Source organism: Pseudobutyrivibrio ruminis AD2017 (genome assembly GCF_000424305.1).
Lineage (GTDB): Bacteria > Bacillota > Clostridia > Lachnospirales > Lachnospiraceae > Pseudobutyrivibrio > Pseudobutyrivibrio ruminis_B.
Window position 1 is genome coordinate 33,450 of sequence record NZ_AUJQ01000008.1, and the last position, 22,945, is coordinate 56,394.

16 protein-coding genes and 3 tRNA genes are annotated in these 22,945 nt (G+C 38.9%); all 19 read right to left on the reverse strand.

Features of this window, described 5'->3' with window-relative positions; all coding sequences use genetic code 11:
* Positions 1-3 precede the first annotated feature (3 nt).
* Positions 4-1,206: an RNA polymerase sigma factor RpoD gene (gene rpoD / locus G611_RS14205; RefSeq protein ID WP_081657003.1), complete on the reverse strand. Its 1,203-nt coding sequence runs from the start codon at positions 1,204-1,206 to the stop codon at positions 4-6.
* 207 nt (positions 1,207-1,413) lie between these two features.
* Entirely contained in the window at positions 1,414-3,183 is a 1,770-nt protein-coding gene (dnaG, locus tag G611_RS0106790) for a DNA primase (RefSeq protein WP_028242978.1), read from the reverse strand.
* A gap of 28 nt (positions 3,184-3,211) precedes the next feature.
* Positions 3,212-4,228, reverse strand: a complete 1,017-nt coding sequence (locus G611_RS0106795; protein WP_028242979.1) for a deoxyguanosinetriphosphate triphosphohydrolase — start codon at positions 4,226-4,228, stop codon at positions 3,212-3,214.
* Positions 4,229-4,341: 113 nt separating this feature from the next.
* Positions 4,342-4,426: transfer RNA gene (locus G611_RS0106800), tRNA-Leu, on the reverse strand.
* Positions 4,427-4,512: 86 nt separating this feature from the next.
* A tRNA-Leu gene (locus tag G611_RS0106805) sits at positions 4,513-4,597 on the reverse strand.
* Positions 4,598-4,743: 146 nt separating this feature from the next.
* A complete protein-coding gene (locus tag G611_RS14210; protein WP_051195142.1) occupies positions 4,744-5,601 on the reverse strand; it encodes a GDSL-type esterase/lipase family protein in 858 nt (285 codons plus the stop codon).
* An 8-nt stretch (positions 5,602-5,609) separates the two neighbouring features.
* Positions 5,610-6,956 carry an MBOAT family O-acyltransferase gene (locus G611_RS0106815; protein ID WP_028242980.1) on the reverse strand — a complete coding sequence of 449 codons (1,347 nt, stop codon included), beginning with the start codon at positions 6,954-6,956 and terminating at the stop codon, positions 5,610-5,612.
* 68 nt (positions 6,957-7,024) lie between these two features.
* Complete coding sequence (locus tag G611_RS0106820) at positions 7,025-8,725, reverse strand: carboxylesterase/lipase family protein (protein WP_242824264.1); 1,701 nt, start codon at positions 8,723-8,725, stop codon at positions 7,025-7,027.
* Between the two features lie 598 nt (positions 8,726-9,323).
* Positions 9,324-9,407, reverse strand: a tRNA-Leu gene (locus G611_RS0106825).
* A 59-nt stretch (positions 9,408-9,466) separates the two neighbouring features.
* Positions 9,467-9,913 carry a D-aminoacyl-tRNA deacylase gene (gene dtd / locus G611_RS0106830; RefSeq protein WP_028242982.1) on the reverse strand — a complete coding sequence of 149 codons (447 nt, stop codon included), beginning with the start codon at positions 9,911-9,913 and terminating at the stop codon, positions 9,467-9,469.
* 14 nt (positions 9,914-9,927) lie between these two features.
* Entirely contained in the window at positions 9,928-11,226 is a 1,299-nt protein-coding gene (locus G611_RS14215) for a glycoside hydrolase family 27 protein (RefSeq protein WP_051195143.1), read from the reverse strand.
* 20 nt (positions 11,227-11,246) lie between these two features.
* Entirely contained in the window at positions 11,247-11,942 is a 696-nt protein-coding gene (gene cobI, locus G611_RS0106840; protein ID WP_028242983.1) for a precorrin-2 C(20)-methyltransferase, read from the reverse strand.
* Positions 11,943-12,050: 108 nt separating this feature from the next.
* Positions 12,051-15,860 (reverse strand): endo-1,4-beta-xylanase, encoded by a 3,810-nt coding sequence (locus G611_RS15310; RefSeq protein WP_051195144.1) that lies wholly within the window; start codon positions 15,858-15,860, stop codon positions 12,051-12,053.
* A gap of 123 nt (positions 15,861-15,983) precedes the next feature.
* Positions 15,984-17,288 carry an ATP-binding protein gene (locus tag G611_RS0106850; protein WP_028242984.1) on the reverse strand — a complete coding sequence of 435 codons (1,305 nt, stop codon included), beginning with the start codon at positions 17,286-17,288 and terminating at the stop codon, positions 15,984-15,986.
* A gap of 46 nt (positions 17,289-17,334) precedes the next feature.
* Positions 17,335-19,005: a M3 family oligoendopeptidase gene (locus G611_RS0106855; protein ID WP_028242985.1), complete on the reverse strand. Its 1,671-nt coding sequence runs from the start codon at positions 19,003-19,005 to the stop codon at positions 17,335-17,337.
* 22 nt (positions 19,006-19,027) lie between these two features.
* A complete protein-coding gene (locus G611_RS14225) occupies positions 19,028-20,122 on the reverse strand; it encodes an AI-2E family transporter (protein ID WP_036948533.1) in 1,095 nt (364 codons plus the stop codon).
* Positions 20,123-20,159: 37 nt separating this feature from the next.
* The gene (locus G611_RS0106865) at positions 20,160-20,825 is read right to left on the reverse strand and encodes a YoaK family protein (protein WP_028242986.1); all 666 of its coding nucleotides are present in this window, start codon (positions 20,823-20,825) and stop codon (positions 20,160-20,162) included.
* 6 nt (positions 20,826-20,831) lie between these two features.
* Entirely contained in the window at positions 20,832-21,518 is a 687-nt protein-coding gene (locus tag G611_RS0106870; protein ID WP_028242987.1) for a DNA alkylation repair protein, read from the reverse strand.
* A 15-nt stretch (positions 21,519-21,533) separates the two neighbouring features.
* Positions 21,534-22,910, reverse strand: coding sequence for a sodium-dependent transporter (locus G611_RS0106875; RefSeq protein ID WP_028242988.1), 1,377 nt, complete (start codon positions 22,908-22,910; stop codon positions 21,534-21,536).
* Positions 22,911-22,945 lie beyond the last annotated feature (35 nt).

Here is a 22,945-nt window from a genome sequence, read left to right on the forward strand (position 1 = left end):
TTTTTATTGATCTAAGTAATCCTTAAGCTTGCGGCTGCGGCTTGGATGACGAAGCTTTCTTAAAGCCTTTGCTTCAATCTGACGAATACGCTCACGTGTAACGTTAAATTCCTTACCAACTTCCTCAAGTGTGCGGGCCTTACCATCTTCAAGACCAAATCTAAGGATAAGAACGCGCTGTTCACGCTCTGTAAGTGTATCAAGAACCTCGTGAAGTTGTTCCTTAAGAAGTGTAAATGTTGCAGCCTCTGCTGGTACTGGTACGTTTTCATCTGGGAGGAAATCACCAAGGTGGCTATCTTCCTCTTCACCGATAGGTGTCTCAAGAGATACTGGCTCCTGAGAAATCTTGAGGATTTCGTGTACTCTATCTACTGTGATACCCATTGCCTCAGCAATCTCTTCTGGAGTTGGTTCACGGCCATACTCCTGTAGTAACTGTCTAGAAACTCTGATGAGTTTGTTGATTGTTTCTACCATATGTACAGGAATACGGATTGTACGAGCCTGGTCAGCGATGGCACGTGTAATTGCCTGACGAATCCACCATGTAGCATATGTAGAGAACTTATATCCCTTGTGATAATCGAACTTTTCTACAGCCTTCATAAGACCAAGGTTACCTTCCTGAATAAGATCAAGGAAAAGCATACCACGTCCAACGTAACGCTTAGCAATAGAAACAACAAGACGAAGGTTTGCCTCAGCAAGCTTATTCTTAGCTTCCTGGTCGCCGTCTTCCATTCTCTGTGCAAGCTCAACCTCTTCCTCAGCAGAAAGAAGTGGTACCTTACCGATTTCCTTAAGGTACATACGAACTGGATCCTCGATGCTGACAGAATCTGGAACTGACATATCGATGTCATCCATATCCTCATCATCACTTGCAAGTAAAAGTGCATCTGAAGGGCCTGATGAGAAGTTTACATCGATTCCCTTTTTATCTAAATATGTAAGGATGCGCTCCATCTGCTTAGCATCGATTTTGTAATCCTTTAAGAACTCTGAGATTTCGTAATCTTCAATGATGCTCTTCTGAGACTTAGCAATCTTAACAAGCTCTGCAACCTTTGAGTCAAGCTCGTCGCTACCAAATGAATCCTCATCGTCATCATCTACATCATCGTCATCTTCATCAACAGTAGTCTTTGCGCCAACTGATGCTAAGAATTCATCAACATCGTCATCATCTTCCTTCTCATCGATGTTATCAAAATCATGCTCGTTAAACTCAAGATCCTCTACTGAGATTTCTTCCATATCGCCGAAGTCAACATCTTTGTCATCAGCCTCTGCATCGTTATCTTCTTCCTCTGCTGCGTCAGCCTCTGCTAAAAATGCATCAGCAGCAGCCTTTAAATCTCCGTTTTCGATTAATTCGTCAACTTTCTTTTTTGCCATTTTTATTCCTTTCTAGATTGAAATGTCTAAGCGCTCAAGACGCTGTAGTTGCTTTTTACCTTCCACTAAAGCCTTAAGATTTGTGCCGTTTTTCTGAGCAAGCTCAAGTGAATTCTTTTTTATTCTAAGTAAGGTTTCCTTAAGGGCCTTACTAAGATCCGTATTATCTGTCAGCTCTCCAACAGTGGTGTTGAAAAGAGCCGCAACTGTTTTTCGTTCATCGTCCTCCATAAACATGTCAACGATGCGAGCTGTATCAACAGGTTTGTTTTCGCTAAGGCTTGCAAATACTTCATCTGCAACCTTTTTGTATACCCCTTCTTCAAAATCATCCGGGGCAACATAATCCTTTATCTTAGGATAAATATCCTGCTGTTCTACAAGCCAGGTAAGTAACAGACGCTGTGACATTTTCATGCCGTCATCCTTTGGCTTTTTGTTTGAAGCCCTACTTTCTCTTGAAGCAGATGATGATTTGGCTGTAATACCTGATTGTCCAAGCTCTAATATATATTTTCCAAGGGCAGCCTTTGGAATGTTAAACCTTGCCGCCACTGATTCGGTGTAGTTTTCCCTCTCAAGTTGAGTAGGAAATTCAGTGACTATCATTCTGGCTACTTCCTTTTGAAAATCTGATTTCTTCTCTGGGTCAGTAAGGTCGTAATTCTTTTCCTTCATTCTGACCTGATACATAAAGCTGTTTTCCGCATTCAAAATACGTTTTTCGTATTCTTCTGGGCCAAGAGCCTTTATGAATTCGTCTGGGTCCTTGTAAGGGGACATATTGATAATCCTGCAGGAAATTCCAGCATTCTTAAGAATAGGTATTGCTCTAAGAGCTGCCTTTTGTCCTGCTCCGTCGGAATCATAGCTAAGGTAAACATCCTTAACGTATCGTTTTAGCATACCTGCATGGCCTTCTGTCAGGGCTGTACCCAGTGATGCTACAGCATTGTCAAAGCCTGCCTGGTGAAGGGATATAACATCCATATAGCCTTCGCATAGTATAAACTGTTCGCGTCTGGTCTTTCTAGCGAAATACAAACCAAAAAGTGTTTTTGATTTGTTGAAGATTTCCGTTTCTGGCGAGTTTAGATATTTAGGCTCGCCCTCACCCATTACACGACCACCAAAGGCTACTACCTTACCGTTGGCATCAAATATAGGAAACATTGCTCTGTTCCAAAATTTGTCATGGCCTCCACGTTTTTCATCTATGGTTACAAGACCGCAATCCTTAAGGATGTTATCCTCATACCCCTTGCTTCTAAGATATTTGTACAAGGAATCGGAGTATTTGCTGGTGCAACCAAGTCCAAATTTGTGAAGGGTTTCAGCAGTAAGCTGTCGCTTTGTGAAATAGCCAAGGGCCTGCTGTCCTTCAGGTGAGCGAAGCATTTTGTAATAATAGGCTGCAGCTTCTTTGTTAATTTCAAAAAGTCTGGTCCTTTTATCTGCTCTTTGCTTTTCCTGATAAGTCATTTCCCTTTGCGGCAATGTGACGCCGCATTTAGGGGCAAGCTCTTCAACAGCTTCTTTAAAGGTCATGTTTTCGTATGCCATAAGGAAGCTGAAAACATTACCTCCTGCACCGCAACCAAAGCAATAATACATTTGCTTCTGAGGGCTTACTGAAAATGAGCCTGTCTTTTCATTATGAAAGGGACATAAGCCAAAATACTGGCTGCCCTTTTTTTGTAAGTTTACATATCTTGAAATTACATCGACGATATCTGTTCTAGAACGAACTTCTTCGATGATTTCATCAGAATAATAAGGCATTTATTCTCCCGAAAAAATTATTTATTTTTTAAAATCCATCAACCACCCATGCCTTTGGCATAAAGTATTCGTTGAATTTTGTAATGCAGTATTGGTCTGTCATTCCAGAAATGTAGTCACATATAATGCGTTCCTGGCTGGTGCCTTCATCTTCCATTGCTCTATATCTATTAGGAAGTTCTTCAAAGTGATAGGTGTAATATTCATACAGCTCGCGAATCATTCGCTTAGCCTTAACCTCTTCCACTTTAGCAATAGAATCCTTATAGACATTTGCAAACATGAAGCTGCGCAAATCAGACATAGCTTCTTCAATCTCTGGTGACATTTTAATCACTGGGCTATCCTTGCTTTCAATGATAACGTTGTGAATAAGAGTATCAAGTCGAACTGCTGATGTCATACCAAGAGTCTTTCTGATTTCCATTGGAATATCATCCTCAGTAAGGATTTGTGCTCTGATAGCATCATCAATATCGCTATTAACATAGGCAATCTTATCGGATAATCTGACAATCTGTCCTTCCGGTGTAGCTGGATGTCCGCTAGTCTGGTGATTGCGGATTCCATCACGAACCTCCCATGTAAGATTAAGTCCCTGACCGCCCTTTTCTAACTTTTCAACAATGCGCACACTTTGCTCGGAATGCACAAACCCAGTAGAGCACATAGCGTTAAGCTGTGCCTCACCCGCATGGCCAAATGGTGTATGGCCCAAATCATGACCTAGTGCAATAGCTTCAACCAAATCTTCATTAAGACGAAGAGCCTTAGCTATTGTTCTGGCATTCTGTGAAACTTCAAGGGTATGAGATAATCTGGTTCTGTAGTGATCACCCTGAGGAGTAAGAAAAACCTGCGTCTTATTCTTAAGACGACGAAACGCCTTGCTGTGAAGGATTCTGTCCCTGTCCCTTTGAAATAAAGGTCTGATATCACACTGTGGCTCATCCTTCTCACGTCCGCGAGAATTAGTGCTCTGTGTGGCATAAGGGCTAAGAGTCTCCTTCTCCATCTGCTCTATCATTTCTCTAATTGTGCCCATTTTACCCTCCCTTTTATGCATTAATCGACACTCCTATAAAACATATTACATGAAAAAAAAGGATATCCTTTTTTTGAATAAAAAAAACCTAGGTTTTTTCAACCTAGGTTTAGTGCGGAAGGCGGGACTTGAACCCGCACGACTGCAATAGCCACAAGATCCTTAGTCTTGCTCGTCTGCCAGTTCCGACACTTCCGCGTACGATATAAATTGTTTTGTCTTTCGACACGAGTGATATGTTACCACCGCAACTGATTAATGTCAATAAGAATTATTAACATTAGTGCGGAAGGCGGGACTTGAACCCGCACGACTGCAATAGCCACAAGATCCTTAGTCTTGCTCGTCTGCCAGTTCCGACACTTCCGCATGTCTTTCGCTTGATGTTACTCTCTCGCGACGACTAGTAAATAATAACCCCCAAAGCTCATTTCGTCAACACTTTTTTGCAAATTAAAGTGTCGAATTTTTAAGCTCTATATCTGAATATTCTGACACACTTCAATTACTGTCCTTTATTCCACTCCATGCTCTAATAAATACTGGTGCAATGGCTCATAGCAGGCGCCCTTTAAATGCACTCCATCTCCAGTAGTTTCAGCTTTAAGATTACCATTTTCATCATCAACAGCTTCACCCACATCCAGATAGAATACTTTTCTATTATCAGCCAATCCTTTTATAGCATCATTTCTAATATTGATATTTGTATTGTTGTAAAGCTCATCTGTGTTATTTTTTTCTTCTGATACATGCATTATGCTACAAATAAAAATAGTGGCATCAGGCTGAAGATATTTTAGTCCCTGGATAACCTCAGAATATACTTCCCTAAATCTTTCTTCATCGCCTGTTCCAAGTTCATTGATTCCTACCATCAGATAAATCTTTTTAAAATGCTTTCCTGCCAAAGCAGTTGCAATAGACATTTTATTTTTGTTTTCGTCTTCTATCCATTCCTTACTTCTAATATCAAAAATAGTAAGAGATTTCTTTGCGAAAAATGTAGCTCTAGAATCAATCGCTTCGCAATACTGAGAAAGTCCAACTATTCTTGAATCTCCGATAAAAAGTGCATCATCAAAATAAGAATCATCAACCGTTGTAAACTCTTTTTCTTTTTCTGCTGTATCAACAACTGCCTCTGGAAGGTTGTCCTTGCCCTGTTCCTCAGAAGCGCTTTGTAATTCTACCTTTGACCACGGATATACTCCATCGGCCATAGCCTTAAATGCTACCGCCTCCATCGGAGTTTTGACTATATTTCCATAATAATCACTGTAAACCTTATCCTTTAAATAAAAGGATGTAGCCGAAATACCTACTGATGAAATTATTATTAAACTAAGTAATAAAAAACCCTTTATTTTCATAACATCACCTAAAATCTAAGATACATAAATGGATTTCCAGCTGAATTAGACAGACTGAAAATACTAATCCAAAACATTGCAAAAATGATAAGAACTGTAATTACATTATCCTTATACTTTTTGAAAAGACTTGTAAATACCGGTATCGAAAATACGATACCAAGCATCAAGAAAAGCCAGTAATCCTTTAAATAATAAAATACGTCGTTTTTATTAACTGCAACTGAAATATCTATTACAGGAAACATTCTAAGTAAATATAAACGCAGATTTCCAAAAGAATGGATAGCAAAAACAACCCATGTGATAGGTATAATCACAAGTACGTTTATACGGCCAATTACCGCAAAAAGCTTTGGAAAATGGCTAAAAAATAGCTTTTCAAAAATAATAATGATGCAAATAGACATGCTCCATATAAAAAAATTAGGTGTATATCCATGCCAAATTCCTGTAAGAAGCCAAACTACAATAAGATTAATTACAGTGCGTATTTGGCCCTTTCTGCTACCGCCAAGTGGGAAATAAACATAATCTCTGAACCATTCACCAAGAGTGCTGTGCCATCTTCTGTAAAACTCTGATATAGATGCAGAAAAATAAGGCTGGTTAAAGTTTCTGATAAAAGGAAATCCAAGCATCACACCAATTCCTGCAGCCATAAGAGAATAGCCCCAGAAATCAAAATACAAATTCAAGGAATAAGCATAAGCGCCAAGCCATGCAAGTGGTGTAGAGATACTTTCATAGCCGATTACCTTTAAATCGCTCCAAAACACTGCTAAATGATCTGCTATGATAAGCTTCATAAATAAACCAATAACAAAGAATTTCAGCCCCTCTTCTATCTGATTTAAGATTTTTGCATCAGATTTTTGCCAGAAGATATTCTCTTCAACATAGCTTTCTCTCGCTATAGGACCAGAAATAATCTGTGGAAACATCACAAAATAGTTAGCCATATTAATAAAGCTGACACTTTGGATTTTGCCTTTGTACAAATCCACCTGATAGGAAATCATTTTGAAAATGTAATAGCTTAGACCTAGTGGAATAATTACAGATAGGCCAAAGCCTATTTTTGCAAACTTAAAGAAGCACAAAACTGCTGTGTTTATAATAACAACTGTGCCAAGAACAAACTTGCTGTGACTTTTGTGAATAACATGGGCAAAAATCCAGTTCACGCAGGTCATAACTGCAAGCACTAAAATCAGCCTTGGCTCATTAAGATAATAGAAGCCAAGACTGCCTAATAGAAGTACCCACTTTCTAAAAGAAGCAGGAACAATATAGTATATAAGTAAAAAGATTGGTAACAATCTAAAAATAAAATTCAAATCTGAAAAGGTCATTTTACTCTCCCTCTAATTCCTCAATTACAGTATACAATAACCTTTCCACTTTTTCTTTATGAATTTAACTATTTTAATGATTCTTCATATCTATCGATAACTTTGTATAGCTTTTTGTTTGGGTCATCAGTCATTTTTATATCTGTGTCCAACTGCAAAAGCTGATTATTGCTAACAGTTCTTGCTTCCCATTTCGGTAATCCTTCGCCGTTTGGATCTCCAGTTTTAGCAAAATTTACAAAATACTGCTGCATGATATCTGAAAGCTTGTAGTCATCCTCATTATAAAGACCAGGATGTCTCCAAAGATTTCCATAAGCATATGGTATCTCTCCTGCATGATAATTAGACAGGCTGTTGTTTGTCTTTGTGAAATAATATTCGTAAGCAGGCTTGCCCTGTTTAACCATATAGTTGTTCCATAGATAATGAGAATAACTAAACCATATTGCAGAATAAGCCTGATTCAAAGCTCCCTTTGCATCTCCCATAGCATCTACAATAAAATGCTGGTCACGCTGAGGTGAATCAGCCGGCACTACCTTTGCCATATCTGAAGCATAATCCCCAATATCCTCTGCAAGAAGCTCTTCGTAATTTTCAGCTGTTGCCTTTATGCCAAGATTAAATGCATCTGCCTCCTTGGCATTAAATCCATTTAAAAGAGCCTTCTCATGATTCTCACCCTTTTCATAGGTAAGATATGGCTGTTCTACTATAGCATAGCCATCTACTGTCATAGCTGACTGATTGCTAGCGGTTTTCACAAGCTCTTCTGCGGGAATATCTCTAAGCTCCATTGAAGATTTGGCATTGAATTCCTCTCGCACCATATTGCCCTGTTCTATAGCCTCAGAATAGTCTCTAAAGGTATGAAATGGCTTGTAGGCAAGTATTCCACTGGATTCTGCAATAGCGTAGTTAAATAATCCTTCTGTAAGTGGAGAAACGCAAATGGCATTAACACTGGATGAACCAGCAGATTCTCCTGCAATAGTAATTCTGTCAGGGTCTCCGCCAAATGCTGCTATATTATCCTTTACCCAGTTTAAGGCTGCAATCTGATCTAACAGGCCGTAGTTTCCTGTAGTATTATTTGGTGATTCTGATTTCAAATCATCTGCAGTGTAATATCCAAACACACCAAGACGATATGCGAAGTTTACAACAATAACACCTCTTTTTGCCAAATCCTCTCCACGATATTCTGTGTAAGAAGACTGACCTGTGGTAAGGCTACCTCCGTGAATGTAAAAAATAACAGGAAGTGGCTCATCCCCCACATCCTCTGGGGCAAAAACATTAAGATATAGACAGTCTTCACTCATTGGCTCTATATATTCATCACCAAGCTTTACCTGATAATCATGCCAACCAAGGATATGGGACAAGCTGTCATATAATGTATTGCTTCTAGGCTGCATTGCCATTGGGCCAAAAGCATCGCAGGTTCTAACTGAATTCCAGCTATCTGGCGCCTGTGGCTCCTTAAAACGAAGCTCACCAACTGGTGGCTTAGCATAAGGGATTCCTGCATACACCTTTACGGAATGGTCTGCATTATATACTCCTGTCAAATCTCCTTGAGCGACATGAACTACCTCTGTCACATCAGGATTCTTGTTATCAACTGCTGGAACATTCTTATATGGAGGACTAGTTAGCAGATAATTAGCACATAATATGCCTATAAATGCAACCCAGGTAATAAGATTTACTTTGGTGCTAAGCATTCCTTTATCTGCCAGAAAACCCCTATAGGAAATCATAGCAATCGAAGCAAACACTCCGATTATCCATCCAAGAATAATGTTTTTGGATAGTTCAAGTATCACCAAATATAATAAAGTTATAAGAATAATTACTACGTAAAACAACATAAGCACCTCTAGTATAATTTACCGCGATTTAATTTTATGCAATCCATTATAAGACCTGTTTCTAATTCTTGCAAGCCTAAACATAACAAACGGGCGACACCAATTCGAAATCAACCGATTCCTAACTGGTGCCGCCCCCTAATATCGATCCCAATGGACTATACCTCTCAATCTATCTTATTTATAACTGTTACAATGTCGCGTGTTAAAATTTACTTCTCTGGTGGACTATACCTCCATTCACTAGATTTTAAACAATTACTAAACTTAATTTTTTGGTGGACCGTACCTCCCTTTCTGTAAAAATACTTTTCTTTCATTTGATAAGTTTATTATAGCGCCTGATTATGTAATTGCAAGTCAATTTAGAGATTTAATTTATTTTTGTCAGATATTTCAATGTTCGTGTCAATGTTTTGTGAGAATTTCCATATAAAATATATTGACATATAAAAAACCCAGTAAGTATAACCTACTGGGCAATCTATGCAGAAGATGGGACTTGAACCCACACGATATTGCTACCACAGGCACCTGAAGCCTGCGCGTCTGCCAATTCCGCCACTTCTGCGAACATTTAGTATTCTATAGAATTTCAGCATTCAAGTCAAGGCTTTAGCGACCTAAAAATCAGCAAATTTCCTGAGAATCTAAAATAATTGTAAATGGTCCATCGTTCAAAAGTGAGACCTTCATATCAGCTCCAAATTCTCCTGTTTCCACATGGAATTGCTCACGGCATTTTTCAATGATATATTCGTACATTTCATTTGCCATATCAGGCTTTCCTGCCTCTGTAAATGATGGTCTATAGCCCTTTTTGCAATTTGCGTACAAGGTAAACTGAGAAATCAAAAGCAGCTCTCCGCCTACATCTGTAAGTGAAAGATTGATTTTGTCGTTCTCGTCATCAAATATGCGAAGCCCCAAAAGCTTCTTAACCATCTTATCAGCAATTTCTTTAGTATCGCTATCTGATACACCAATAAGTACTAAAAAGCCCTTGCCGATTTTTCCAATTGTTTTTCCATCTACTGCAACTGAAGCCTCAGTTACTCTTTGTACTACAAATTTCATTGTTTACCTCGCTATTATTTTATTTCAATCGCTAAAACCGAATGTGGATTAATAGCTTTACTATAATCCGCTGTTATCTTATATTCCTCTTTTGTCCAGATGTCTAAACCATTAAAGCTATCTGAAGATACTGCTGCAAAAACATCTGATTTATAATCTGCAAAATCAAAAAACTTATCAGATAGATTAAACACCGCAACTGCCTTCTTTCCAATAGCAGCATTTTCTGTTACCCATATAGCATGGTCATCATCTCTTGCTACCTGATGCGCCTTAAATCCGTCCTCCATATAAGTAAGCAATGTCTTATTGGTAAGAAGGGATAAATCCTCATCTGATAACTTAGTAAGCTTGGCACCTATCATAAGTGGTGAGCGGAACATGCACCAAAGTGTCATCATTGTCTTTGCTTCATCCATAGTGAAATTAGAATGACGCTCACTGTTAAAGCCTGCACCAACCATTCCTATTGGAAGCATATCGCAATCTGGAAAGCAGCCTGCCTTCACATGATCCTGCCACATTTCGCAGCGCCAGAACATGTTCTTAAGAAGCTCCCACTTATCCCAAAAATCATCAGTGATACGCCACATATTAGCATTGTCCTGATAATGGAATGCCTTATCGATGTGAGCTGGTCCTGGTGAAAGACTAAGAACGATTTCACGGCCTGATTTCATAATAGCCTTATGAAGCATTCTGGTTTCATGCCATCCACTGAAGTTCTCATCCCTGTACATCCATGAATCACAGATGTCATCGCATTTAATAAAATCTACACCCCAGTCAGCATACATGCTAATCAAAGAATCATAGTAAGCCTGGCCTTCCTTGCAGTCTCTTACGCCATACATATCAGGATTCCAACCACATATGCTGGATGGATCTGCAATATCAGCTGCTGTCACATCTGTTCCATATACTGGAAGATGGCGTTCTGCTGCAACTCTTGGAATACCGCGCATGATATGAATACCAAACTTAAGACCTAAGTTATGACAATAATCAGAAAGTGCTTTAAAGCCTGCCCCATTTTTAGATGATGGAAAACGTGTAGGGCTTGGTATAAATCTGCCATACTCATCTATTTCATCATCACCGAATGGAATGTACTGATACTTGTCACGCATGGTGGCAGCATCGTTTGAATACCATTCAATATCAACTACTACATATTCATAGCCATAATCCTTAAGATGCTTAGCTAGAAAATCTGCATTAGCCTTTACCTCCTCCTCTGTAACCGCAGTGTCATAATAGTCGTAGCTATTCCACCCCATTGGTGGAGTAAGCGCAAAATCATTTTTAGTCACTACATTATCCCCCATGATATTTATTTTTCTTTGATGATGATTGTCATCATATATTTGCAAGCCTCTGGAATCATCATCGCGCCTTTGTAGATTTGCTCTGTTTCTTTACCGCAATCTACTACCGCATATACGATAATTCTATCAGCCTCTTCTAAAGGAATCAACTTTTCTTTGATGGCTGAAATGTTTTTTCCACTCTTCATTATGATTTTAGTTCCAGACAGCTTTAGCTCTTCATCTATGTTCCCCTGGCCTGAGATGATATGGATATTTTCCTCTCCTTCGCTTAAAAGAATACCTGCCGCTGCTGCAGAACCGCAAAAGGATGTTATGCCGTTTATTATCTCTACCTCAATACCATCCTTTTTAGCAAGCTTCATAATATAGCCAAAGGTAGAATAAACTGTAGGATCACCAATGGTAAGAAATGCCAGGTTATATCCTTCTATCAATAGCTGTTTGTATTTTTGGTAGAATTCTCCATGGATTTGCTCTAAGCGCACAGTGTCGCTTGTCATTTCAAAGTCCAGACTAATGGTTTTCTTATATCGTATTTCCGGTACAGCAGGAAGTGCGATTTGATAAGCCACGCACTTATCCTTCTCAGCCTTTGGCAAGCAAATGACATCTGCTTCCTTAATAGCCTTAACAGCTTTAAGGGTAAGCATGTCTGGGTCACCCGGCCCCACTCCTATTCCAAATAATACTCCAGCCATATTCACTCTCCTATAAACAATCTTTATTCATTGTAGCATATCTAAATAAAAAAATAGAGCTGGCATCTAAAATAGATGCCAACCCCATAAATAAGAGATTAGAAAATATTATCTAAATGATACGATTACAACTCTTTCACCAACTAATGGGTCATTGCCCTTAATGTGTACTAATCCAAGACCTGTAAATCTCTCTCTAACTACAACTGAAGCTTCGAAATCCTTACCTGATTCAAGTGTTACTACTGAACCCTTCTTAACACCGAAGTACTTAGCTTCAGAATTTGTCTTAACTGTGTAGTATGCCTTAACCTTAACTGCACCAGTTCTCTTGTTGTAGCTTACGTTTCTGTTTACTCTAGCTTCAAGAACATGGATGCTTACTTCCTCAAGGATATCAAGCTCTACGCTTGTAGCACCAACGAAGTTCTTACCCTTTGCTGTAACTACTGCATAGTATGTTCCATCTGCATTAGAAGCGTGTGCTGGAAGCTTGTTAAGAAGCTTACCATTCTCGCCAAGTCTGTACTGTAATGTGTAGTTAGACTTAGAAAGTTTCTTACCATTGAAGTAAACAGTTACGCCTGGACGAGTTGCGAAAATGCTTTCAACAAATGTGTCAACTGGCTCAACCTCAATAGCATCCTCATCAGCGAAATCTACTGGAGCAATTGTGAAGTTTGCCCTTACAGCTTCGTTCTCAGAATATTCGCCAATGAACTTAACCTCAACTGTTGGAAGTGCAGCGTCGAAGTCTTCACCCATACCTGTGCCAACCTTTGCTGCTGCATTCTTATTATTCTTGTAAGAAACTGTATAATCTACATCCTTAACAAGTACCTTATCGCCAGCTGTAACAACAACCTCTGGTGTAACCTTAGCGCCTGTGTATACTACATCGGCGACCTCTGCAACTGCTGGAGTAACGATAACTGGCTCTTCAGGAGTATCTGGTGTTTCCTCGCCGTCTACAAGTGAAACCTCACCAAATACCTTTGGTGCTGACCAACCATTACCTGTTTCATCATACCAGCTACGTGTACCAATACGTGCACCGTTAGAACCATCGTTGATCTGTAAATCAAGACCAATAGCTGTTCCTACTTCTGGTGTGATATCTGTCCAAGCAAATGCTGCCTCAACTACATAACCGTCATCTGTAACCTTTACAGCATGCTTAACATTATCCTCAAGGCACTTATCGCCATTGAAGCTTGTCTCATTTAAGTAGTTAATTCTGTACTGCTTATCATCTTCCTCATATCCATCAGACTTGTGATTGTTCTCATCGATGAATACTTCTACAGAATCCTTCTCATGAACTGCTGAAGCTGATGCATCTAAGTCATCATCCTTTACGTTCATAAGAACATAGAGATTTTCCTCATCCCAAAGAAGCTTAGCTGTAGCTGTAGCCTTTGGATTTGAGCCTGCAACTGAAAGATCTACATTCTTAGCAATCTCCCATGCTTCATCAACATCACCATCAACTGTAACTGTTCCCTTTGTTACATTCATGTATGGCTTGCAGATAGCCTTAGCATAGTACTTGCTGCCTTCTGCCTGTGTAAGACGAAGGTTGTTAAATGCATGGTCTCCATCAGCATCTGTTACAACAACATCCATAGCAAGACGTGATGTTGCAACTAATTCTGAATCTGCAGCAACCTCAAGAACGCACTCTCCATTTTCATCAAGATTAGCTTCAGCTGTAACAACTGATGCTCCATCCTTCATATCAGAAGCAAAATCAACATAAAGCTTTGCAGCTTTAGCGCCATTAGCCTTAACCTTTACTAAAAGCTTGTCACCTGTCCATACTGGAACAAATGTATAATCTGTTCCCTCAATTGCAGCGCTCTTACCATGAGCAAATTCGTCTGAGCCTGTAGCTGCCTGAACAACTGTTAAGCTCTTGATAGCTGGCTCAAGCTTTGAAGGGTCAACAAATGCCCAATAAGCTGGCTTAGCCATGTAGTCACCATCAAAGAGAAGTGGAACCTGCTTTCTGTTTCCGTTAGCACCGCCACCTGCGCTGTTAGATGTCTGTAACCAAGAGTTAGGATCAATTACACCCCAAACTGTAAATCCATTTACATCGATATCTGGATCAGCATCAATTTCCTTGTATGCGTCGAAGATTTCCTTATAACGATATGCTTCTCTTGTGTACTCAGCTTGCTCTGTTGCTGATGTTCCATCGTACTCATCAGAGCACTTGAAATCAAGCTCAGTAACCTGAATCTTGCCTACGATTTTACCGTATCTCTTACCACAGTTGATAATCTGCTGCTTGCTAGGTCCGAGCATGTTGTGGTGTCCCTGCATACCAAAACCAGAAATTCTAGTAGGAAGAACATCATCACTTTCATGTCTCTTTACGCTCTCAAGTAACTGTGCGATTGCATCTGGCTTGTTGCCTGAGCACTCGTTGTAATCGTTGTAGTAAAGCTCTACATCATCCTTACCCATCTTATGAGCATAGTAGTTTGCATATCTAAATGCGTTAAGAATGTACTCTGGAGCATCCTCCTTGCTTCCGATACCATAGATTCTAGCCCAGTTTGATCTCTCACTTGCGCTAGCGCTTCTGTATGTACCAGAACCATCTGAACATGCTTCATTTACAACATCCCAACCATAGAACATATCCTTGTATTCAGAAGAAAATACATGCTCGAATACGCTCTTGATGTACCACTCATGACGAAGTGTCATTTCCTCTGGAGATACCCAGTCTCCATTTGGATCATAGTTCTCTTTGAAGAACCACTCTGGTGTCTGTGAGTGCCATGTTAAAACATGACCTCTAATCTTGATTTCCTTATCAGGATGCTCGTCGTTCCAATCCTTGATAACGCGAAGCATTCTCTCAGGACGTGAGAAGTCAAGCTTTGGAACAGCCATATCCTTGTGTGTAACACCCTTAGCATCTGTCCATGTTTCTGTAATAATCTGTCCATCTGCTGGCTTTGAGTTGTTGTAATTCATTAATGAATCTGGTTTGAACTCGTTACCAAATGTTACAGCGTTAAAGTGCTTTTCAACAAGGTCCATCAAAGCTTCATCTGTAATTTCTGAAGCCATGATAGCTGCACCAGTGTAGCTGTCCTTACCAAGCCCCTTGTCACAAGAGATATAATCTCTTAAATCTGGGATATCTCTCTGTATCTCAGGCTTTGTGTTATCATCCTTTATCTCACTTGGTGTTGGGTAATCAGCTGCGTCACCCTTAAGAGTTAATGTAATACTCTGGATAGTAAATGTTGTGCCACCACCTGAGCTATTCATTAAGCCGATTCCGTCGAACTCAGCCTTATCTGTATTCTCAATTACATCTGTTCCATAAGCAGCCTTTACTTCCTCACCCTTGTTTCTAAACTTAAGTGAAAAGCCTGATTTGCTACCCTTTAACAGATTAGCTTTTACTGATACTACATCAGTACCCTTAATTCCCTTAGGTAAACCAAAAACTTTCTCAGCATAGTTTCCGCTATACTCAATTTTTACGCCACCCTTTGATTTTGTAACAGTTGAACCCCATGAACCGCCTTCGTAACTATCATCAAAATCGAACATGCTGTATGTGATTTCGCATGTCTTGTTAGACTCCTCGTCTTCCTTAGAATCTTCCTTCTTTTCTTCTTCAGCTTCAGCGTCTTCCTTGTCTGAATCCTCAGAGTCTTCTTTTTCCTCTTTAGATTCTTCCTTGTCTTCCCCTTTAGACTCTTCTGCTTCTTCTTTAGATTCCTCTTTTACTTCTTCAGTTTCTTCTTCCTCTTGAAGCTCTTCTACAACTTCTTCTGTGGAATCTGATGGTGATTCTTTTGCATTGACTAATGCTGGATTTGGAGTCGCCATCAGCATAGTAGATGCTACTGCTACTGATAGCGCCTTGTAGATTTTCTTTTTTACCATAACCCTCAATATTCTCCTTTTATAATTTGTAAAAACACCGCGGTGATTAAATTTTAACAAAGGAAAATATGGATATTGCCGGATAATCTATAGATTAAACCCCGACAAATTAAATATTGATGATTAATTGACACCTATAAGGTGATATATAAACTGCTGAGCAGTACGTCCTGAAAGGCCTCCCTGCTCCATTTCCCAGATTTTGGCCTGTGCAATTATTTCCTCTTCAGGCATAGTTATACCTGCTCTCTTTGCAAGTCCGAGAACTATTTCTAAATATTCCTTTTGCATAGGCTTTGTGTAGCTGATTGTAACACCAAAGCGATGCACAAGTGACAGCTTTTCTTCAACTGTATCTGAATGATGTCTGTCGTCATTGTTGGTCTGGTCATTTCTATCATTCCAGGTTTCCTTAATAAGATGACGACGGTTTGATGTGGCATAAATCAAAATGTTATCAGGCTTTGTTTCAACGCCACCTTCAATAACAGCCTTTAAGAATTTGTATTCAATCTCATGCTCTTCAAATGACAAATCATCCATATATATGATGTATTTATAGTTTCTGTTTTTGATGCTTGCGATTATCTTTGATAGATATCTAAACTGATGCTTGTAGATTTCTATCATACGAAGACCGCTATCATAATACTGGTTAACAATAGCCTTAATGCTTGTGGATTTTCCTGTGCCACTATCACCAAACAAAAGAACGTTGTTAGCCTTTTTGCCAGCGACAAAGCTTTCTGTGTTTGCGATAAGCTGTTGCTTTTGATATTCGTAGCCGATTAAATCGTCAAGCACTACCTCATCCATATTGTTGATTGGAACAAACTGAATATCGTTTAAACCTTTTTCTTCTATACGGAAGGCCTTGTTAAGACCAAACATTCCAACGCCATATGCCTTATAGAAATTCGTAATTACGTTAAAGAATTCTTTCTCATCTGCTGCAGCCTCAAGCTCCTTTGAAAGCCTTCTAACCTTTTCAGATACATTGCGATTGTACATCTGCTGATTCTTTTTGACAGAATTATAGTTAGAAAAAACGCTGAAGGATTCGATTCCAAGCTCCTGCTCCAAGGTTGAAAAATCGTAATCAAACAGTTCCTTTAAGATTCTAAAATCATTCTCTACCAAATGATTTACAGAACCTGGCTTTACATCAGTCTTTTCTGTAACAAGTGAAAAAGGATTTTCATTCATAATGATGTAGAAGGTTAAATAATTATGCCAAAGATTGTCATCAAAACCATAATCCGTAGCAAGCATAAGAAGGCGCTTTGATATAGCGTTGATTTCCCTTGTAGCCTCACGCTTGTTGTAGTCACCAGATTCAATTGAATCAATGGCTCTACCAAGCTGGTACAAAATGCTTTCCTCTGTTAAATCTCCGTACATTAATAGTCTTGAAATCTTGTCGTACATAATCATTCCCCTTCTGCCATCATTGCAATCATCTAATTGATATTAATTAAAGCTTCTTTTTAAGTTCATCTACAAGACCCTTTATTGTGCCATCTGCAAATGGGCTTTCAAGTCCAACTTCCTTTAATTCATTCTCATAGAAATCCTTAACTGAAAGCTTGCAAAGCTGTAAATAATGATTCCAAGCATCCTTGAAATCATTATCCATCCATACCTTAAATTCCATAGCAACTACGCTGGCAAGAACATAATCGATGTAGTAGAAAGGATCCCAGAAAATGTGCCCCTGCTTCTGCCACCAGCCACCTGTTACGAAGAACTCATTATCCTCATAATCAAGCCATGGACGATACTGCTTTTCAAGGTCTGCCCATACAGCCTTTCTTTCTGCTGGTGTAAGCTCTGGCTTGTCGTAAATAATATGCTGGAACTCATCTACCATACATCCGTAAGGAACGAATGTGATTGCATCCATAAAATGCATCTTGCGATACTCATCAGCTCTATCACCAAAGAACTTGTCCATCCACTGATATGTGAAATATTCCATAGACATAGAGTGAATCTCTGCTGTCTCCATTGTAAGGTCGTTGTGCTCCTTAATCTCGTCATCACGGGTAACATAGCCCTGGAATGCATGACCACACTCATGTGTAATAACATCTACGTCACCGCTTGTGCCGTTAAAGTTGGCAAAGATAATAGGTGCTTTGTACTTTGGAAGGAAATCCATATATCCTCCCTGCTTCTTAGTCTTGCGTCCAAGTACGTCAAAAAGCTCGTTTTCTGTCATGAAATCAAAGAACTCTGCTGTCTCTGGTGAAAGCTCCCTGTACATTTCCTGACCGCTCTTTAGGATTTCCTCTGGAGTACCTGTTGGAGCAGGGTTACCGTTTACATAGTATACCTCGTTATCATAATACTTAAGGGCATCCACACCAATCTGCTTACGTCTCATTTCCTGAATCTCGCATACAAATGGAACGAAGGATTCCTTAACCTGCTTTCTGAAGTTTTCAACCTCAGCTCTGCGGTAAGCATTACGGTTCATTCTGTTATAACCAAGCTCAACGAAGTTATCGTAGCCCAATTCCTTGGCCTGCTTTGTACGATTCTTTACAAGCTTGTCAAAAATCTCATCGATTTCATCTGTTACAGATGTGAAATAATCTGAATATGCCTTCCATGCACGCTTTCTTGTTTCTCTATCATCTGATGTAAGGAACTTTCTAAGAAGTGAAAGGTTGTACTCCTCGCCATCAAATGGAATCTTTGCTGATGCAATAATCTTATCGTAGCGACTAACGAGCGCGTTTTCCTCCTGCATAAGTGGAAGAATCTTCTCGCTGATTGACTTGTTGGCAAGCTCCATGTTCTTGAAGGCGACCTTGCTGATTTTGCTTTCAAGGTAATCTCTGTATGGAGATTCAAATAATACCTTGCTGTAATCATTTTCAAGATTAGAAATCAAAGGCATGATTTCATCTAAGTAATCATTTTCCTTTGTGTAGAACTCATCTGATGTATCGCAATCATGACGGAAGGTTCCAAGAATTCTATTTGTATGAATATCCTTCATAAACTCATAATATTTTTTGTGGAGCTCAAACTGCTCCTCCCCACTCTTTGCATTCTTGCTATCAGCAATAAGCTTTTCAAAGAATGCCTTCACTTCATCCATATCAATACGCTTGTATGGCATTTCTGAACATTTCATAATCTTTATCTCCTTTAAATAATTATTCTTCTAATTCTTTTTTATCTAAAAATCTATCAAAATATAGCTTTATAAGAGCAGCCACAGGAACAGCCACAAGCATTCCAACAAATCCACCTAAGGCACCGCCACCAATAAGGGCTGCCACTACAAGAAGTGGGTGAATCTTTATGTTGCTACTAAGTAAGCGTGGATTGATTATATTGCCATCAATTACCATTATCACAAAAAGTGATACTAAGCCTGAAATCAACTCACGGTATGAACCTGTTGGCAGGCAAACGATAATCACTGCACAATATCCTACGATTGGGCCAACGTAAGGAATCAGATTTCCTATTCCTACAAGCAACGCAATAAGCAGTGCCTCTGGGACACCTACTATGGTAAATACGATACCTGTAAGGATGCAAACGATTGATGCATCTATAAACTGACCTCTAAGATAGCCAGAGAATATTTTATCAGCATCGTGCCAAAACTGCTCAGCACGCTCTTCGTTTTTCTTGCCCGTAATGATGGCAAAGGCACGCTTCCAGTAATCCTTTATTCTTCTTCCATCCAACATAAAATAGATAGAAAAGATTATTCCAAAGAATAAACCTGTAACTATATCCTTTATGGAAATAGCTATATTTATAAGTACATCACTAAACTGATTAATTGAAAGACCCTTAGATGTAAGCATACTTTCGATAGACTTAAACAATTCCTGAGTATCCTGTTCAATTAAGTCACCCAAGCCAAGAACTGTTTCTATATTTATTGCAGAAACATTCTTATATATAGTAAGTACAATAATAACGATAATTGCTGCAAGGCAGGCGACTATCAATAAAAAGCTAAGAAGGATTGCCAAATATCTGGCCCACTTGTGTTCTTTCCTTTTATTGAAAAGACCTTCGAATTTGTCAACTATAGGGGTTAGTAAATAACTGATTATTCCACCAATAACTACAGGCTTAAGCACTGCAGTAAAAATAGTCCACAGTCTACCCCAAAAGCCACCTGAGAAATATAATAACCCTAGGATAACAATAGTTAATATCACTGTTGCAGAAGCATACCCACAGATTTTGACATATTTCTTATCTAGTGATTCCCATAGTTTCTTCATAAAGGCCCTCCTCCAGTTTGCAAAAAAATTATTATAACTATTTTATTTTCATATGCTTTTTCATCATCATAACAAATGCTACAAACAAGATTGCACTTGAAATAAGAATGCTTCTAATTCCAAGCTTAAGTGATAGGATTCCACCTACACCTGCGCCAATGGCAAAAACAAATATGATTCCGTAGTAATGAAGAGCCTTCTTCAATGCCCCCTTCTCATGACTGCGCAAGAATACTGAAAAACTATCTGTTCCACTTCTGAGATTTCCAATGCACATGGTGCTGGCATAAGGATATCCGTTAACCTTTCTAAAGGACTGAACCTGCATGGCACATGCCATAGAAACAAGTGCATTTGCCAGCATATTATAAGAAGTAGGAATAAAAGCTACCCCAGCAAGAATTATGATTTCTAGCAATACTACCATCTGTCGCCAATGCATCTTTTTGGAATGCTTGAAACGGTGGCTCAGCTGTTCCGCTACCAAAATACCAACTGCAAAAGCAAAAATTGGCATTAGATAATGCAAGCCCTGCACCCATTCACCAGACATAATGTGCTGGCTCATAAGTACGATATTGCCTGTTTGGGCGTTTGCGAATACCTTATCCCTAAGATTGTAGGTGTAGGCATCCTGAAAGCCGCCTGACAAAGATATGATTGCTGATAATACAAATGATTCTGAGGTTTGTTTTGTTCTCATGATTAGCTACTTCCTCTTCAACGATTTTAAATATGATTTATGCTCATCAGTCACCCTATAGCTTTCAATAGCTTTTTGGATGGTTTTGTTATGAGTCCAGGTATCTAAAACATTGTTTTCAATATAGACAATTGTGCTTTCGTATTGCTTTGCCAAAGCTGTTGCAAAATACCAGGAAATAGCCATATTGATATAGTATTCATCAGATTTAACTTCTGATATAAGCTTTAGATAGTTTTCATCAAAATCATCATCAAGAAACTGGGACATAAATGTGACTATTGCAAATCTAACTGTATAGGTATCATCCGACTTAAGCCAATTTAAAAGATATGGCTTTAAAAGCTCATGATTCTTCTTAAAGCACTTCGGTGACATCTGATCACAGGTTGCCCAATTGTCTACATAAGGCAAAAACCTTTCAAGCAGTGTTATGCATTCTTCAAAATCCTTTGTCTCGGAAATAATAAATGCATGAAGCTGATTTTCATCAAAATACTGATGTGGCAAATCATTAAAAAAATCTGCTACATCCCCGCGCGTACAATACTGCTTTGCCAGTTTTCTTAAAATCGGAGTTCTAACACCAATCGCTGAATTTTCAGCAATAGTAGGTGTTAGCTTACTCTGAAAATCTCTGTATTTTATGTCCTGGTTTTCAAATAAATCTTTCTTGATTTCTTCTACTATCATGTTAGACACCATTAACTACATACTGATAACTCCAAACACGTTAAGTATAGCACTAACCAGGATAATGACAACAAATAGAGGGCAAAGGAACTTAATCATAAATGAGAAAACTCCCTTTCTCTTAAATGGATGGTCTTCCTGCTCAACCTCAGCTATAAGATTTTCAACTGTCATAAACTTTGTTATAAGAATACATGTAGCAATGGCTGCTATAGGCATCATTACAGAGTTTGTAAGGAAATCAAAGAAATCCAAAAACTGCATTCCGATGATTCTAACATTTGAAAGTGGTCCGTTGCCAAGTGATGAAAGGCTTCCAAGGACTACCATAACCACTGCCATTACGTTTGTTCCAAACTTTCTGCTCCAGCCAAACTCATCTGAAAATGTGGAAACAGCACTTTCTGTAAGTGCGATAGCGCTAGTTACAGCTGCAAATAATACAAGTGCAAAAAACAGAATTCCGATGATTCTACCAAAGCCCATGCTTGCAAAAATCTTTGGCATTGTAATAAACATAAGGGATGGACCAGCGTTAAGTGCGCTCTGGTCTCCACCTGAAAAAGCAAATACAGCTGGGATAATCATAAGGCTGGCCATGATGGCGATTGCTGTATCAAAAATCTCTACCTGTTCTGTTGATTCTTCGATGCTGACTTCCTTTTTAACGTAAGAACCAAATGTAATAAGAATACCCATTGCAATAGAAAGGGAATAAAACATCTGTCCCATTGCTGTAACGATTGTCATGATTGAGAAATTCTTAAAATTAGGAATGAACAAATACTTCACTCCACTAAGTGCCCCTGGTCTTGTAACTGAATATACGCAGATAACAAGTGCAAGCACAACAAGGATTGGCATTACAAACTTTGAAACACGCTCTATTCCATTTTCAACACCCATGTAAATTACAAGTAAAACAAGTATCGCAAATACGATAAACCAAAGCTCTGGTTCATAGGTATCAGTAATGAAATTAACAAAGAAGTTATCTTTTGCTACAACACTGGCATCACTTCTAAAATATTCAAATAAATACTTACAAACCCATCCACCGATAACCGAATAGTATGGAACAATCAAAATAGGGATAATGGCATTTATCCAGCCACCGATTTTCATAAGAAGTGAGTTATTACTAAGTTGATTAAAGGCTCCTACTGGGCTCTTTTGTGTATTCCTACCTATGGCTGTTTCTGCCACAATCATTGTATAACCAAATGTTAGCGCCAATATGATATATACAATAAGGAAGATTCCTCCTCCATATTTAGCACACAGATATGGGAATCTCCAAATATTTCCTAGGCCTACTGAGGCTCCCGCTGCTGATAAAACGAAGCCAATCTTTCCAGAAAAGCTTCCACGTTTAGCTTTCTTCAATTCTATACTCCTCCATAACACTTTAATACTTTAAGCTGCTA

Coding starts and splice junctions, on each gene's coding strand:
- dnaG (WP_028242978.1), bottom strand. CDS start 3,183: ATGCCTTATTATTCTGATGAAATCATCGAAGAAGTTCGTTCTAGAACA.
- G611_RS0106795 (WP_028242979.1), bottom strand. CDS start 4,228: ATGGGCACAATTAGAGAAATGATAGAGCAGATGGAGAAGGAGACTCTT.
- G611_RS14210 (WP_051195142.1), bottom strand. CDS start 5,601: ATGAAAATAAAGGGTTTTTTATTACTTAGTTTAATAATAATTTCATCA.
- G611_RS0106815 (WP_028242980.1), bottom strand. CDS start 6,956: ATGACCTTTTCAGATTTGAATTTTATTTTTAGATTGTTACCAATCTTT.
- G611_RS0106820 (WP_242824264.1), bottom strand. CDS start 8,725: ATGATTTCCTATAGGGGTTTTCTGGCAGATAAAGGAATGCTTAGCACC.
- dtd (WP_028242982.1), bottom strand. CDS start 9,913: ATGAAATTTGTAGTACAAAGAGTAACTGAGGCTTCAGTTGCAGTAGAT.
- cobI (WP_028242983.1), bottom strand. CDS start 11,942: ATGGCTGGAGTATTATTTGGAATAGGAGTGGGGCCGGGTGACCCAGAC.
- G611_RS15310 (WP_051195144.1), bottom strand. CDS start 15,860: ATGGTAAAAAAGAAAATCTACAAGGCGCTATCAGTAGCAGTAGCATCT.
- G611_RS0106850 (WP_028242984.1), bottom strand. CDS start 17,288: ATGTACGACAAGATTTCAAGACTATTAATGTACGGAGATTTAACAGAG.
- G611_RS0106855 (WP_028242985.1), bottom strand. CDS start 19,005: ATGAAATGTTCAGAAATGCCATACAAGCGTATTGATATGGATGAAGTG.
- G611_RS14225 (WP_036948533.1), bottom strand. CDS start 20,122: ATGAAGAAACTATGGGAATCACTAGATAAGAAATATGTCAAAATCTGT.
- G611_RS0106865 (WP_028242986.1), bottom strand. CDS start 20,825: ATGAGAACAAAACAAACCTCAGAATCATTTGTATTATCAGCAATCATA.
- G611_RS0106870 (WP_028242987.1), bottom strand. CDS start 21,518: ATGATAGTAGAAGAAATCAAGAAAGATTTATTTGAAAACCAGGACATA.